Here is a 15717-nt window from a genome sequence, read left to right as displayed (position 1 = left end):
CATTTATTTTATTCAAATCTCTTGAAAAACGTGCTCAGCACCCCCAAAAACGGTGGTAAAATAAAAAGCGCCCTTTTTCCAAAGGGCGCTTTCGGTTCAACGTTAAGCTTTAAATCAATTACCTTAAGTGAAATGACTAAGAATTAATCGCCTTAACACCAGGTAATTCTTTTCCTTCCATATATTCCAATAATGCACCACCACCGGTAGATACAAAACTGACCTCATCTTCAAGGTTAAACTTCGCAATTGCAGCTGCTGAGTCACCGCCCCCAATTAAAGAAAACGCGTCGTTTTCTTTCGTGGCCGCAACTACTGCATCAGCGATTGCACGGGTACCATGTGCGAAATTGTCCATTTCAAATACGCCCATCGGGCCATTCCACAACAAGGTCTTTGAATTTTTAATTACGCTGGTAAATAACTCAACAGTTTTAGGGCCAATATCTAATCCCATCCAATCTTCAGGTATTTCACCACTATCTACATTTTTCTTTTCTGCATCATTGTCAAACTTGTCAGCAATTACGGTATCCAAAGGCAAAAGTATATTAACACCTTTAGCTTTAGCTTTTTCCAAAAGTTCAAGACAAAGCGGCATTCTATCAGCTTCCAACAAAGAAGTACCAATTTCACCGCCCTGAGCTTTTGCAAAAGTATACGCCATACCACCGCCGATAATCAAGTTATCAACTTTCTCTAATAAGCTTTCAATCAGTAAAATTTTATCTGAAACTTTCGCACCACCCATGATCGCTGTAAATGGCTTATCCGCGTGATGGTTAATCTTTTCAGCATTTTTCAATTCTTCTGCCATCAGGTAACCGAAATATTTCGCATCCGGGAAAAATTCTGCAACAATAGCTGTAGAGGCATGCGCACGGTGGGCAGTTCCAAAAGCATCGTTCACATAAACATCACCAAGGCTTGCGAGCTTTCCAGCAAATTCTTTATCACCGGCCTCTTCTTCTTTATAGAAACGTAAGTTTTCAAGTAGCAGTACTTGTCCGGGAACCAGGTTTAATGCCTTATCCTTCGCATCTTTTCCTATACAATCATTGGCAAATTTCACTTCCAGGTCCAGCATTCTTGATAGGTCACCTAAGATGTGCTTCAATGAATATTTATCTTCTGGGCCACCTTTTGGTCTTCCCAGGTGAGACATTAAAATTACAGAACCGCCATCATTTAAGATCTTGGTAATGGTTGGCAATGCCGCACGCATGCGTTTATCATCCGTGATGTTAAATTCTTTGTCCAAAGGCACATTAAAGTCTACCCGAACAAGCGCTTTTTTATTTTCAAAGTTATACTGGTCAATTGTATTCATCGTATTTTTTAAATTGAATAACATAGTAAAATGCATGCCTATGCCGGGGATTTCAAATTCATCAGAGATGAGTTCAAAGTCTGATTTTTATAAAACCGGACTGCCGAACTACGTGCATTGCACCAAATATAAGAAGCATTAGCAGCTATTAGCTCATTTTTTGCAAAATTTATCAACTCTGTTCCATAAATACTTTCCAAAAAAATCCGGATCTGTAGCCATCCCACGCAATTTCTACCCTGCAGTATCCCTATCTGCATGATCTTCAGGAAAGAAAACTTGCAATCAGACAATTTGATCATTTACGACTGTACCTAAGTGAAATCCAAGGTCATCAATTTTCTTTTTTGCCTGTATTTTTAAACTCATTTTCGCGGGCAGCGAGTAAATAGACAAGAGATGCTGTACCATCCATGGTAGGTTCATTGGTACTGTAATCTCCTGAGTCATCATGATAAACCGCCAGGTCAGATTGATACGCTGCATATTTATCAGCACCCCGGAGGTTGATACCACGCAGGTTATTAAAAATGCCCGTATATACAGGGCCATCAACCAAACCGCCATCTAAAGGATAGCCATAAAGCATTGTAAACGACGAGTGAGGATCTTGAGGTGTATCACCATGTTCGGGCATACCATAAACCATGCTTTTACCCCATGGATTACAGCCGAATAGCCAGTCAAAACAAGCTTGTTCAAGCTCCAAATAGGTATTGTCACCACTCATGGTACGATATAAATAACATTGAATAGCAAAAGAAACCGTCAGGTTATTAGAGCACCAAATAAAAGGTATACCTCTGTAGAAAGCATTCCCAGCAGATTTTTTCCATACCCTGTCAATACCTTCTTTGTAATATTTCAATAAGGCCGATTTCTGCGATGCACCGGTATTTTTAGCCAGTTCATAATGTCCGAAATTATGGAAAGGATACCATTGATAGTGACGTGCGGTATCAGCACCCATCCATGGGGTTACCTTTTCTTTCCGGCTATATTTAAGTGCATGTTTCAAATAAGCTTTGTCTTGGTTCATTGCAAAAATTGCTGCAGCACCCAGTTCCATGTCATCAACCCAGTTATCTTCTTCATAGAAATATGGAGATAAGGTTGATGCCGTTTGCGCCACACCGGGTTTGTCCAGGCCATACTTAAAAGCAGAAATAGAACGATTTGCCAGCAGCCCGGCGAAAGCCTGATCTTTGGAGTCATAAATACTTGCACCCAATGCAAAAGCACTGGCAAACTTACCAGCAGTAGATGCAGCACCTGTACTACGGTTACTGTATTTGCCCAGTCCTTGTGGTTTCCCTGTAATAAAATACACCGGACGCCCATTGGCTTTTCCATAGCCATAATCTACCGAATCCTTATTCGGTAACCGCAAGCCCGCATGATCCCTGTCATCAGCAATCTGATTGAACATCCAATCTTCACGGGGATGCATTTTCAATAACCATTGTAACCCCCACTTGCCTTCATCTAAAATATCAGGCACACCGTTGGAACCTTCGAGGCCATTAGCCTGGTGATGATCAGTAAATACCGTTGGAAAATCCCGGTAAGCCGCCAAAAGATGATAAGTTGCATTTGCAGAGGTGGTAACATATTGCAAATAGTCACTTGCATCATGCCAGCCACCAGAAGCATCTATACGGGTGATTGTTGGTACCGGACCGTAAACTACATACCCATCCTTGGTATGACAGGAATCTTTTAGATAGGGATTAAAGCCACTTCTTTGCTGACGTAAATAACGTAAGACAAAATCGGCTGTACCTTTATATACGTCATTTGAAATTTTAAAAGACGAAGAAACCTTACTTCCTGCTTTAACATAGTAGTTTCCAGGTGATTTAAACGCTGAAAAATTCAGTCTGTAAGTGGCAACAAAAGGACCATATTTACCAAAATCTGCACCCACTTGATTTTTATAAACCACCTGATGGGTGGCGGCATCAACAAGCTCGAAATCCTGACTATTAATATTGCCCGACTTTAATCCAAATACTGCCACTTTTACACCTGCAGGCGAATAACCTAACTGATTAACCCTGATCGCTGAGTTTGGGTTATTTTCAACAGTATATTGCTTGCTTTTGAATGGTGATGAAGCGTTGATGACTTCAGAACTATTTCCTGCAAGTAACTGAGGTACAATGATCAACAAGGTGCCTGCAAAAATAAGTAGCGCTTTTTTCATGAATATATATTTTGATAGGTGATGAATTTATCTTCTCATGGCAGAAATTTTTAATATCAGATCTACTAACCTGGCCGAATAACCAGATTCATTATCATACCAGCCAACTACTTTAACCAGGTCGCCCACGATGGAAGTCAGCTGTGCATCAAAAATACAGGAATGCTCGTTGTCAAGAATATCCACAGAAACAATGGGATCTTCTGTATATTCCAATATGGAATTCATCTCATTTAATGATGCTTTTTTAAAGACCTCATTAATTTCAGCAATAGTAGCCGGTTTTTTTAAAATACAGGTGAAGTCAGTCAGCGACCCATTAAGTACCGGAACACGGATTCCAGCCCCACCAAGTTTACCGTCCAGGTGAGGAAAAACATAGGTAATTGCTTTTGCAGCCCCCGTGGTTGTAGGAATAATAGAGGCTGAAGCAGCTCTTGCCCGGCGCAAATCTTTATGTGGTGCATCATGTAAATTCTGGTCACCCGTCATGGAGTGAACGGTAGTGATATAACCATCCTCAATACCCCAGTTATCATCTAGTAGTTTCACCATAGGCGCTACATTGTTTGTTGTACAGGAAGCGTTAGATAGAATAGCAGCTTTAAGGTCAACGTCCTTCTCATTTACACCAAGAATTACCATCGGAATATCTTTATCTGTGGCCGGAGCAGAAATGAGCACCTGTTTTGCGCCTGCTGCTAGGTGCAAAGAAGCTTTAATCCTGGAGGTATACCTTCCTGTTGCCTCCAACACCAAATCTATTCCTAACTCTTTCCAGGGTAATTCTATGGCATTCGGGTTTGCATACACGAGAATTCTTTTCCCATTAATCACAATTGCATTCTCTTCTGCAGTTACAATTCCTTTAAAACTGCGGTGTACTGTATCATATTTAAACAGGTGGGCCAATGTTTCAGGAGCGGCCAGATCATTGATGGCGACGATATTGAGGTTTTTTTGAAGTGCAGCACGTAAAAAATTACGTCCGATTCTACCGAAACCATTTATAGCTATATTCATATTCATTTGGGCTCAAAAATACCTATAATCTATAAAGAAAGATTGGTTATTTCTAATTAAGTTTTCTAGAACGAATTCTCCTTTTCAACCGGCAATCTAGTAACGAATTTAAGGACATACAGACGATCAGCAACAGGAAACAGAGTAAAAGATCACCAACTGGTTGTAACAGATAAACGAAGAACACCATCATCAAGGTGTAAAAAGCAAGCAGCAATACAATCTGATAATCTTGAAGTCCCATGCGTCTCAAACGATGGTGAATATGGTTTTGATCGCCAGTAAATGGGGATTTTTTTAACTTCAAGCGGATAAAGAAAACACGGACGGTATCATATAATGGAACAATAAATAAAGCAAGAACTAACACTGAACCTGTATAAACAGAAGGATAAGCGTCCAGGTTCAACTCGATAAATTTTAAAGCAACCACCGAAGAAATAAACCCAATGATCATTGAACCTGAATCACCCATGAAAACCTTTGCAGGAGAAAAATTAAATATTAAAAACCCGCTTAAAGTACCGAACAAAACTATGGCCATTGCAGCATACAATACTTCATGATGCAGGGCAAGTGCCATAGCCAGAAACAAATTGATCAATGCACCCAACATGGCAGCCAACCCATCGATGCCATCAATCAAATTAAAGGCATTGATCACATAAACCAGCAACACTACAGAGAATACATCCCCGATCATCACATTTATGGCCATTGAATCAAAGAACAAGACATGGTATTTCACCTGCCCATAAACGACCAACAGACTTGCAATGAACAATTGTACGATGAACTTAGTGCCAGCCTTGATGTCATAAACATCATCACACAAGCCTAAAATAAAAAGCAAAAAAAGACCAAGAAAAAAATAATAACCAGGGTATTCACCAGTATCCCAGGCCGACAAAATGAAGATGAAACAAAAAGTGAAAAAGACACCAATGCCTCCTAATCTGGAAATGTTCTGACCATTATTTATTAGCGTATAATTTCTATCATACAATTTGTATTTTTCTGAAAACCAAATAATTATCGACAAAAATAGGGTTACACTTAAAAAAGATAGAACAGCTAGCATGAAATAATACATCAGAAATATTGTTCAAGTTTTCTTAATTTTTTTGCTAAAACTGCTACTACCGGACGTGGGACATCGTTAAAAATCATGGCTTTGTAATCTGCAGAACAAGCTTTAAATAACTGCTTATAGCTGCTATTGCTAATGCCACCCAATCTCATTTTTACAAATAACCTGTCTACATAAACTGTATTGATCTGGTGTTTATAAAAAAACCTTAAGATGAGCTCATAATCTGAAGAATGGCCATAATCAATTGAATAAGTACCATGCTTCAGATATATTTCTTTCCGGATATAAATGGTCGGATGAGGAGGCATCCAACCATATTTAATGGCATTCCTTCGATATGAATTTGACCGCCATTTCCGGATCACCTGATTGAGGTCACTGCGGTGCGTATAATTTAAATTTCCATAGACAGCATCACATGAATTATTTTTGAAATTCTCCACAATCGTGGTAATGACATCTGCATCCGCCAGCACATCATCAGCATTCAGAATGCCAATGACATCACCCGTTGCCATATTGATTCCTTTGTTTAAAGCACCATAAAAGCCATTATCTGGCTCAGAAACAAAACAATGAACTTTCGGCGCATAGGTTTCTATGATGGAAACTGTACCATCCGTGGAATTGCCATCGATGATAATATATTCTATTTCCTTGTGCTTTTGTTTCAAAATAGAGTCAATGCAACCAGAAATATAGGTAGCACAATTGAACACGACTGTAATTATACTAACTTTCATTTATAATTAATGGATTTATACCAAACGTAATACAAAATAAAATTAAAGTAAAATATTAATTTAATTAAATATAGTATTGTAATAGCAATTAAGAACATTACCACATGGAACAAAGGGAAAGCTATTTAAAAGCATTAAAAATCATCACAAGTAAATGGCACTACCTGGTTATTTCGATTCTCTTATCACTTGCAGGCGGTTATTTATTTCTTTATTTTACAGTACCTTCTTACAGCTCGAATGCATCGGTAAAACTCGATGACAAAAAATCTGAATTATCAGAGCTAATCAATATTAAAAACCTTTATGACCGAACCAGTAAGTCGGAATCAGAGAAACTGATTTTATATTCCAGGAATGTGTTAACCAAAGCCATTATAGCATTGGATTACAAAATCTCCTTTTTTACAGATGAACACTTCAATCTTGTAAATATTTATCCTCTAAAACCATTTTCCATCGCACTAGAAAAACTTCCCAAAGGGGAAACCAGTACCACCTTGTTTAAGTTTGAAGCGCTTAACCCTAAAGAATTCCAATTATCCTACACCTTCCATAATTTCAAGGCAAAAAGTAAGCATGCCTACGGCAAACAAATACACATGGAAGGATTTTCTTTTACAATTCATCACCCGGACAGTTCAACTTTACCAGGTACTATTTATTTTAAATTTAATGCATTACATGAATTATTAGCGGACGCTAATGCCTCCTTAAAAATTGACGATAATCAAAACACTAACATTCTTCACCTGACACTTTCTGATGCTAACCCATATTTTGCCAGGGATCTTTTAAATTCCATTCTTGAGGAGTATCAAAACTTTGACAGATCACAACGCTCGGTTTCCATCAAACAGACATCACTATACATCGACACGCTCCTTCAAAACATGTCTGTGGTATTGAAGAAATCAGCCGCAGACATACAGGAATTCAAAGCGGAACACCAAATGTTGGATGTTTCTTCGAACGCAGAGAGCCTGATCACACGGCTGACCAGCCTTGAGACTGAAAAACACAACCTTACGATACAAAATTTATTTACTTCAGCACTACAAAAAGGACTGGAAAGTAACCATGGGGTGAATGCACCTAATTTTAATCTACAGGGCGTAGAGGATCCGCAGTTAATAACGCTCCTGAATAAGTTCAATTTATTGATCGACAAAAAGACAGCCGCTATGAAAACTTACCAGCTGGGTTCTGCATTCATGGTTGATTTAGAAGAACAGTTAAATGAGTTCAAACTTGCCATCACCGCCAATATTAAAAGTCAGCAGTTTCAAAACAGGGAGTTACTTTCCTATCTCAACAGGGAAATACAGGAAATCAAGTCAGGTATATCAGCTGTACCTGCCAAAGAAAGAGATTACATCAGTCTTCAGTCTGATTACAACATCAACCAAAAAGTGTATAACTACCTTTCCGAAAAGAAACTGGAAGCCCATATTTCAAACGCTGCTATTACTTCAGGTGCACAGATCATAGATGAAGCAGTGGTGTCCTCTAAACCAAGTTATCCTGTTGAAGCCAATATATATAAAGACTTTGTACTTGCAGGACTTGCATTAGGTACGCTTTCCATCTTTGCAGTCCGCAAGTTCAATCCATACTTATATGATGTAGAAACGATTGAGGAATTGAGTAATGTTCCCATTATTGGTTCTATTCGTAACTACAAAGGAAATGTTGACGCGCATCAAATCTTATCAATTGATTGCCCCCGATCCTTATTTTCAGAATCTGTACGTGCCATGCGTGCTAACTTGAATTTCATGGTTTCGGGTAACAATGGAAAAGTTATTTGTGTAACCTCGGAAATTGCTGGTGAGGGTAAATCATTTACCTCCCTTAACCTGGCGGGAACATTGTGCCTGATTGATAAAAAAGTAATTATTGTTTCCACGGATCTGAGGAAATCACAGTTGCACAAAACATTCCAAACCAGCAATCAATGTGGCTTAAGTAGTTATTTATCAGGTCAGGAATCAATTGACCAGCTTTGCCTGGAGACCAGATTTAAAAACTTAGACTTTATACCTGCGGGACCAGTACCACCAAATCCGTCCGAACTTATCCAATCAGATAATATGTGTGAACTGATAAAGTATTTGCAGGAAAGATATGACTTCATCATCCTTGATTCAGCACCCGTCGGCCTGGTGTCAGACAGCATTCCTTTAATGAGGATGGCGGACGTTAATTTCTTCGTCCTCCGTCAGGGTTTCTCGAGGCGTGAGGCGGCAACCTTACCCGAGAAATTAGCTCAGGAATTTAAATTAGCAAATATGGCCATTGTGCTCAATGCCTTTAATCATGGCAGGAGCCATAAGAAGTATTATAGCCTTTCGTCCAATGAACGATCGTATGAACATTATGATAGCGCCAATGCGAACTAATCCTGGCAGCAAAAAAGAAAAACTGCTCTTTCTTACGCTAAGTGTTTTTAGTGAAACAGGTGGCATACAGAAAGTCTGCAGAACCATAAGCAGTGCGTTAGCAGATCTTATGGTGAACGAAAATGAACTACTGGTGCTATCGCTCTGTGACCATACAAAAGATCTGGATAACCGTTATCTAAAAACCGGCTGGTTTAAAGGCTTCGGTTATAATAAGTTTTGGTTCACCTTATTTGCCATTCAGAAAAGTCTCGGGGCAACAAAAATCCTTTTAAGCCATGTCAACCTGATTCCTATCGTGTTCCTCATCAAACTGATCAGGCCAGCAACCAAAGTCATTTTACTCATCCATGGTACGGAAGTTTGGAGGGCCCTGCCATGCTGGAAATCTTCATTTCTACGTAGCAAGGTATCTATCTGGTCGGTGAGCAATTTCACAGCACAACAGACAGTGCGAAGACATGGCATCGCTCCAGAAAATATTCAGGTGCTCCACAACTGCCTGGATCCCTTTTTTCCTGTTCCAGCTAATTTCAGTAAGCCGCCAAGGCTGTTAAAAAAGTACAAGCTCACAGAAATACAACCGGTTCTGCTGTTGATTACAAGGATAAGCAGGCACGAACGCGAGAAAGGCTACGATCTATTAATTGAATGCTTACCAGGACTATTGAAAGAATTTCCGGATTTATGCTACCTCATGGCAGGAAAAACGGATCATGAGGAAAGACAACGACTTAGCGACCTATTGATAAAAAACAACTTGCAAGATCACGTGAAGCTGCTCGGCTTCATCCCTGAAGAAGAACTGATCAACCATTACCTGTTGGCCGATATATTTATACTCACTAGTAAAAAAGAAGGTTTTGGCCTGGTCTTAATCGAGGCTGCTGCCTGTGGGAGAAAGATCATTTGCGGCGGCCAGGATGGCAGTAAAGAAGCAATTCTGGACGGGAAGCTAGGAGAAATCATTGATCCGGACAACAGCGCACAATTACAAAGCACCATCAGGCAACTTTTAAAGGCTGAGTCAAATTCAAATAAGACCAGAAGCATCCAGCAAACTTGTATTCAACACTTTAACTATCTGACGTATAAACAGCATGTTAACAAACTATTGCATACAGATACTCCTTCGCACATATGAAACTTGCTATAATATCCACCCACCCGGTACAATATGCCGCCCCTGTGTTTCAACTACTGGCAAAAAGAGTTGAACTAAAAGTGTTCTATACAGAGGGGCTGGGCAACACTTATGACAAAGAATTTCAACGTAAAATTCAATGGGATATCCCCTTGCTGTCGGGCTATAATTATGAATGGATTGTTGGCCGAACAAGAATTGAGCAGATTTCCCGCTACCAGCCTCAATGCCTTTTCATTTATGGCTGGGCATCTAAGGGGCATCTCCAGCTATTAAGGCATTTTAAAAATAAAACAAAAATAGTGTTTAGTGGAGATTCCACCCTCCTTAAAAAGTTGCCCTGGTGGAAAGATAAGCTCAAAGAATTTGCCTTAACCTGGGTATATCAACATGTAAACTATGCAGTTTATGCCGGTACGCATAACAAAGCTTATTTTCTAAAATACGGATTACAAGAAAAGCAGTTGACATTTGCACCGCATGCCATTGACAATGACAGGTTTTCCTTTCAACAACCAACCCCATCAAACTTGAGGGCGGAGCTGGGCTTGTTACAAACAGATACGCTGGTGCTCTTTGCTGGAAAGTTTAATGACAACAAAAATGTGCTTGGGTTATTACGGGCATTTATCGAAATTTCCATGAAAAACGCCCATCTTCTTTTTGTAGGCAATGGCATCCTCGAGCAACAACTTAAACAAGAGGCCATGCAACACAAGAATATTCATTTTTTACCCTTTCAAAATCAGCTAGCCATGCCAGGCATATACCAGGTCTGCGATTTATTTTGCCTCCCATCAAAAAACGAATCCTGGGGCCTCTCCATTAATGAAGCCATGGCATGCGGAAAGGCAGTGCTCGTTTCCGACCAATGTGGCGCAGCGGTCGACCTGGTGACAACAGGTAATGGGGTGATTTTTAAAAGTAACGAACCCGAAGATCTTAAAAGACAACTCAATTATTTGCTCCGTCAGCCACTGTTTCTTAAGGAAGCAGGAAAGCACTCTTTTGAAATCATCCGTCATTGGAATTTCAATGTTCAGGTAGAAAACATCATCACATGTCTGTATGCCTGAAAACACTGCAAAAATCACCCTCCTGCTTACCATCACTTTGCCATGGTTATTTGCGCAGCTTTTGACGCACCACCCTGTGTTGTCTTTTATCCTGGCATTTATGGGCTCGTTTTTTATCTTTTATGCAACCATCCTATCTCCCCTAAGATGTATCAGTATTGACCGGATGGCTAGTCAACAGATCATGCGCCCCATCATTCTACTGCAACTCATCTTTGCAGGTTACATGTGTTGCACATCCATCTTTTACTTTGCTGATCATTTGGGATTTGAATATTTAAGCCAAAAAAGTTACAGGGATTTCCACGTAAATGAACAAACCTATTTGCTGGCTAAAAGCCAGAGAATGGTCCTACTCGGACAGATCGCTTTAGTGGCTGGCATCATCTCCCAGCAAAAAAGCAAATTTTCTAAAAAACATCAATTAACGATTTCCCTAGAAGAAGCTCTGATCAAACTAAGTATCGCCACCATGCTTGTTGGATTATTATTGAACTACCTGCCCTCCATGTTACAGTTCAAATATTACCTTCTCGCGGTTTCTGTTGCAGCCCAGGCCTATCTCCTAATTATTGGGCTATACAAGAAAAAACCAATGCTCCTGCTTTTTGGCGGCTTATTTTTTGGCCTGCATATTTTAAATGCCACCCTGACCGGATATAAGGAAATCCTGCTGATCAATGTTATTACACTCAGTTTCTTAGCCTATCCGTATTTTAAGAAAGCAACTGCTTTCCTCTTTATTCCCATACTGTATTTATTGATGTACACTTTACCTACGCTAACTACTGTTGTTCGAAAAGAATCCTGGACAGGGAATAAAAGTCCGCAGGAAGCAAGAGCTGAAGCATATGAGGTATTTGCCAGTGGCCGTAATGAAGACCTGATTACCAATAACAACTGGGCATTTTTGACAAGGCGTTTAAGTGAGATTGCGATGTTCTGTCAATACATTAAAAACACGCCGGAACAACAGCCTTACTATGGTACAAAAATTTTAAAAAATGCAGGTTATGCATTAATACCAAGGGTATTATGGATTCAAAAACCAAATACTGAAAAGCTATCCATGGAAAGAGTTTACAAGGCAGGCGTTGTGCACCGATTATCACCCGTTTCGGCTAAAACACGCACCATCATTGATGGCTATTTAAGTGCAGGATTACCAGGCGTTTTTATTTCTATGCTGGTCTATGGTTTAATTGCACAATGGCTTTGTAATAAAAGTGAGGAGCTTTTTGGCAGTTATGAACTCGGCTGTATGATCATCTTTAACGGCATTTTCCAACCCTTATGGAGAGGCAACAACTGGGAATTCATCATCAATAATATGGTGTATGGGTTCATCTTAATGCTGCTGCTTTTTTACACAATGAAACACCTTAAAATCATTAAAACTCAAAACCTATGATAACCATATTGCAAATTACACCAGCTTATAAGCCAGCCTATTTTTATGGAGGGCCAACCTTATCGGTTTCAAAATTATGTGAGGAACTCCATAAGACGCAGTTACAAGTAAAGGTTTTAACAACTACTGCCAATGGCACAACGGAATTGCCGGTAAGCACCAGTATGCCAAATAAAGTCGCCCAGGTAGAAGTTTATTATTATAAACGGCTCACCAAAGACCATACTCATTTTAGCCCGTCTTTAATCTTTAACCTGATTAAAATGATCAGGGAAAATAAAAAAAACCATCCAGGTCAACTGGTCATCCACATACATTCCTGGTGGAATACCATTGCCATCTTAAGTTGTTTAACTGCCGCCTTATACAGAATCCCGGTTGTTTTATCCCCCAGGGGAATGTTAACGCCTTACACTTGGAGCAATAGGAATTCCTTTTATAAAAAAATGATCCATAAACTCCTCGGTAAACATTTATTAAAGCAATGTTTGATACATGCCACCACTGAAAAAGAAAAAAAGGATATCGCGAAAATAACTAGAAGTTATAAAGAAATTCTGGTTATTCCGAATTTGGTAAAGTATCCGGCATTTGACCATCAGGTACAATCTCCAAACAAGAGCTCCCACACCTTTAAACTTCTTTTTCTGTCAAGGATAGAAGAGAAAAAGGGATTAGAAATCTTATTGATCGCCTTATATGAACTTAGAATACATTGGCAGCTAACTATTGCAGGCCAGGGCGAATCTTCCTATGTCAGTAAATTGAAAAACCTATGCAGGCAGTTAAAGATTGAACAGCAAATTACCTGGCTCGGAGAGGTGAACAACACTAAAAAATACGAGGTTTACCGGAATCATGACCTGTTGATACTTCCATCACACAATGAAAATTTTGGTAATGTTGTTATTGAAAGTCTTTCTGCGGGCACCCCTGTGATGATCTCCACAGAAGTAGGCTTGGCGCCCTATGTTTTAAAAAATAACCTGGGTTGGGTTACGGAATTACATTCGCAGAAAATGGCCGTCGTGCTTACGCAGGCTGCAGGCGAACATGGAAAGCGGGCAAGGATAAGAAAAGAAGGACCTAAGATTATCCGTAAGGATTATACGGAGAAAGCGCTGGTTACAAAATATACAGCGATGTATCATCAATTGCTGGAGCATGTCAACTGAGTTTTCTTTTATTATCCTTACCCTTAATGAAGAGCAGCATTTACCGCGGTTAGTAAAATCAATAGCCGGGCTAATGGCCGATACATTTGTTTTGGATTCGGGAAGTACAGACCAAACCAGGAGCATTTGCAACCAATATGATGTTGCTGTTGCTTATCATCCTTTCGAAAATCACCCCAAACAATGGGTTGCCGCATTGAAGCTTTTCCCGATTAAAACACCATGGGTAATCTGCCTGGATGCAGACCAGGTGGTAACGCCGGAGTTATACCAGTTACTGGAAACATTTAGCAATGACGAATACTTGGATATAGATGGAATTTACTTTAACAGAAAAAATATATTCAAAGGTAGATGGATCAAACATGGAGGATATTATCCGTTCTATTTATTAAAGATGTTCAGGTTTAACATCGGCTATTCTGACCTGAATGAGAACATGGACCACAAATTTCAGGTTCCGGGAAAAACCAGGATATGGAAGAAAGGGCATATCATGGAAGAGAATTTAAAGGAAAATGCAGTTAGTTTCTGGATTGAAAAACATAACCATTACAGTGACCTGTTGGCGACTGAAGAAATTGAGCGAAGGTTACACTTAAGGGGTCAAAGCATAAAACCTGATTTATGGGGAGATCCGAACGCCAGAAATGCATGGTTGAAACGGTTATGGTGGAAGTTGCCTCGTTATATCAGGCCATTTTTATATTTCGGTTACCGGATGTTAGTCCAAAAAGGAATATTGGATGGTAAAAAAGGAATCGTATTTCATTTCCTGCAGGGATTTTGGTTTCGTTTAATCGTTGATATTAAAATAGAAGAAAAACTACATGAAATAAAACAAACAGACAACGCTCAGCCGCTGGTCATCAAACCTAAGAATAAAGATGTTTTGAGATTTGCAGGACTCTTTCCCTTGTTATTCCTGGTCCTCTATTATTTTAATATCGGATTCATCGGTTTAACCAGTCCCGGTGGATTATATATTCATTTCCTGGATCAACACTTCAATTATATCAAGTATTGGAGGGAATTCAATATAGCGGCAAGTGCAACCATACTTAAAAGTTTCGGTTATGACGTTATCACCAACGAATTCAGATTGCATGTGGAAGGAAAAGCAGGTTTCATCCTTGTATATTCTTGTTTAGGCTATGGCATTCTTAGTCTTTTCAGTGCATTTGTACTCGCCTATCCAAAACCCATAAAAGAGAAGCTATTTTTTCTCCTAACAGGAGTAATTACTTTCCAGGTATTAAATACGATGAGGTTAATCCTTATCGCCTTATACTGGAAGCCCGCGCCAATGCTGTTGAAAATTAATTCGCATGAGATCTTCAATAGCATCATATATCTAATCATTGCGAGCTCTATTTACTACTGGTTAAATCAAAAAAGCATTAAAACAAACCCTGCATATGAGCACCACTCAATTAAAAAGAGATTTTAACACATCAGGCTTTCAAATTGGAGCATCAAAGCCAAAAATGATCGCCTGGTATATTGCCAATCTGTTGTTTTTTAAATCAGGAATAATTCCCTCAAGCACCATTCTTGTTGCTATTCTAAGGATATTTGGCGCTAAAATTGGCAAGGATGTAAGGGTTAAACCTTCGGTAGTCATAAAATATCCGTGGAAATTAAAACTTGGTGACCATAGCTGGCTTGCCGACTGCTATATAGAGAATTTAGCAGCAGTTAACATTGGTAAACACGTATGTATATCTCAAAAAGCGATGCTTTTAACAGGCAACCACAATTATAAGCTTTCTACATTCAATTTAATGACGGCGCCAATTGTATTAGAAGATGGGGCATGGATATGCGCAAAAGCCATTGTTTGTCCCGGTGTTACTGTAAAATCACATGCTGTACTGAGGGTAGGGTCAGTGGCAACTAAAGATCTGGAAAGTTATTCAGTTTACCAGGGCAACCCGGCTGTCAGAGTCAACCAGCGAAGCATTGAGGATCCAGTGGAGATAAGTTAGGGATTCTTTATTACTGCTGTAAAATCACCTTTAAGTGCAAGCAATTCTTTACTAGATTGAAGAACACATGAACAAAAACCGCCTGAAGTCAAATTTCCTGTAAACAAGAAAAGCCTGTAGTTTTCA

12 protein-coding genes are annotated in these 15717 nt (G+C 39.5%); 7 read left to right on the top strand and 5 right to left on the bottom strand.

The window, feature by feature from the left end; all coding sequences use genetic code 11:
- Window positions 1-136: 136 nt before the first annotated feature.
- The 5 genes from WG905_RS00060 to WG905_RS00040 form a co-directional block, all read right to left on the bottom strand.
- Window positions 137-1330, bottom strand: coding sequence for a phosphoglycerate kinase (locus WG905_RS00060; RefSeq protein WP_339589637.1), 1194 nt, complete (start codon window positions 1328-1330; stop codon window positions 137-139).
- A gap of 334 nt (window positions 1331-1664) precedes the next feature.
- Complete coding sequence (locus WG905_RS00055) at window positions 1665-3536, bottom strand: glycoside hydrolase family 9 protein (protein ID WP_339589636.1); 1872 nt, start codon at window positions 3534-3536, stop codon at window positions 1665-1667.
- Window positions 3537-3563: 27 nt separating this feature from the next.
- Entirely contained in the window at window positions 3564-4559 is a 996-nt protein-coding gene (gene gap, locus WG905_RS00050; protein WP_339589635.1) for a type I glyceraldehyde-3-phosphate dehydrogenase, read from the bottom strand.
- Between the two features lie 52 nt (window positions 4560-4611).
- Window positions 4612-5601, bottom strand: a complete 990-nt coding sequence (locus WG905_RS00045) for an MraY family glycosyltransferase (protein WP_339589634.1) — start codon at window positions 5599-5601, stop codon at window positions 4612-4614.
- A gap of 50 nt (window positions 5602-5651) precedes the next feature.
- On the bottom strand, window positions 5652-6395 hold the full coding sequence (locus WG905_RS00040) for a glycosyltransferase family 2 protein (protein WP_339589633.1): 744 nt from the start codon (window positions 6393-6395) through the stop codon (window positions 5652-5654).
- A gap of 104 nt (window positions 6396-6499) precedes the next feature.
- On the opposite strand from WG905_RS00040, the gene WG905_RS00035 reads away from it, so the two are divergent.
- From WG905_RS00035 to WG905_RS00005, 7 genes are read left to right on the top strand one after another with little or no spacing between them, the layout of a single operon-like run.
- Window positions 6500-8797 (top strand): GumC family protein, encoded by a 2298-nt coding sequence (locus WG905_RS00035; protein ID WP_339589632.1) that lies wholly within the window; start codon window positions 6500-6502, stop codon window positions 8795-8797.
- The gene (locus WG905_RS00030) at window positions 8766-9941 is read left to right on the top strand and encodes a glycosyltransferase family 4 protein (protein ID WP_339589631.1); all 1176 of its coding nucleotides are present in this window, start codon (window positions 8766-8768) and stop codon (window positions 9939-9941) included. Before WG905_RS00035 ends, WG905_RS00030 begins: the two co-directional genes overlap by 32 nt.
- A complete protein-coding gene (locus WG905_RS00025) occupies window positions 9938-11017 on the top strand; it encodes a glycosyltransferase family 4 protein (protein WP_339589630.1) in 1080 nt (359 codons plus the stop codon). The genes WG905_RS00030 and WG905_RS00025 overlap by 4 nt, the downstream gene beginning before the upstream one ends.
- On the top strand, window positions 11010-12428 hold the full coding sequence (locus WG905_RS00020) for an exosortase Y-associated Wzy-like protein (protein ID WP_339589629.1): 1419 nt from the start codon (window positions 11010-11012) through the stop codon (window positions 12426-12428). The genes WG905_RS00025 and WG905_RS00020 overlap by 8 nt, the downstream gene beginning before the upstream one ends.
- Window positions 12425-13603: an XrtY-associated glycosyltransferase XYAG1 gene (locus WG905_RS00015; protein ID WP_339589628.1), complete on the top strand. Its 1179-nt coding sequence runs from the start codon at window positions 12425-12427 to the stop codon at window positions 13601-13603. Before WG905_RS00020 ends, WG905_RS00015 begins: the two co-directional genes overlap by 4 nt.
- Complete coding sequence (gene xrtY, locus WG905_RS00010) at window positions 13593-15053, top strand: exosortase Y (RefSeq protein ID WP_339589627.1); 1461 nt, start codon at window positions 13593-13595, stop codon at window positions 15051-15053. Before WG905_RS00015 ends, xrtY begins: the two co-directional genes overlap by 11 nt.
- Window positions 15022-15591, top strand: coding sequence for a WcaF family extracellular polysaccharide biosynthesis acetyltransferase (locus WG905_RS00005; RefSeq protein WP_339589626.1), 570 nt, complete (start codon window positions 15022-15024; stop codon window positions 15589-15591). The genes xrtY and WG905_RS00005 overlap by 32 nt, the downstream gene beginning before the upstream one ends.
- The last annotated feature ends 126 nt before the right edge of the window (window positions 15592-15717 follow it).

This window comes from Pedobacter immunditicola (assembly GCF_037482985.1).
GTDB lineage: Bacteria > Bacteroidota > Bacteroidia > Sphingobacteriales > Sphingobacteriaceae > Pedobacter > Pedobacter immunditicola.
The sequence above is the reverse complement of the archived record's forward strand: the minus strand, read 5'-3'. Positions and strand labels throughout refer to the sequence as shown.

Coding starts and splice junctions, on each gene's coding strand:
- WG905_RS00060 (WP_339589637.1), bottom strand. CDS start 1,330: ATGAATACAATTGACCAGTATAACTTTGAAAATAAAAAAGCGCTTGTT.
- WG905_RS00055 (WP_339589636.1), bottom strand. CDS start 3,536: ATGAAAAAAGCGCTACTTATTTTTGCAGGCACCTTGTTGATCATTGTA.
- gap (WP_339589635.1), bottom strand. CDS start 4,559: ATGAATATAGCTATAAATGGTTTCGGTAGAATCGGACGTAATTTTTTA.
- WG905_RS00040 (WP_339589633.1), bottom strand. CDS start 6,395: ATGAAAGTTAGTATAATTACAGTCGTGTTCAATTGTGCTACCTATATT.
- WG905_RS00035 (WP_339589632.1), top strand. CDS start 6,500: ATGGAACAAAGGGAAAGCTATTTAAAAGCATTAAAAATCATCACAAGT.
- WG905_RS00030 (WP_339589631.1), top strand. CDS start 8,766: ATGAACATTATGATAGCGCCAATGCGAACTAATCCTGGCAGCAAAAAA.
- WG905_RS00025 (WP_339589630.1), top strand. CDS start 9,938: ATGAAACTTGCTATAATATCCACCCACCCGGTACAATATGCCGCCCCT.
- WG905_RS00020 (WP_339589629.1), top strand. CDS start 11,010: ATGCCTGAAAACACTGCAAAAATCACCCTCCTGCTTACCATCACTTTG.
- WG905_RS00015 (WP_339589628.1), top strand. CDS start 12,425: ATGATAACCATATTGCAAATTACACCAGCTTATAAGCCAGCCTATTTT.
- xrtY (WP_339589627.1), top strand. CDS start 13,593: ATGTCAACTGAGTTTTCTTTTATTATCCTTACCCTTAATGAAGAGCAG.
- WG905_RS00005 (WP_339589626.1), top strand. CDS start 15,022: ATGAGCACCACTCAATTAAAAAGAGATTTTAACACATCAGGCTTTCAA.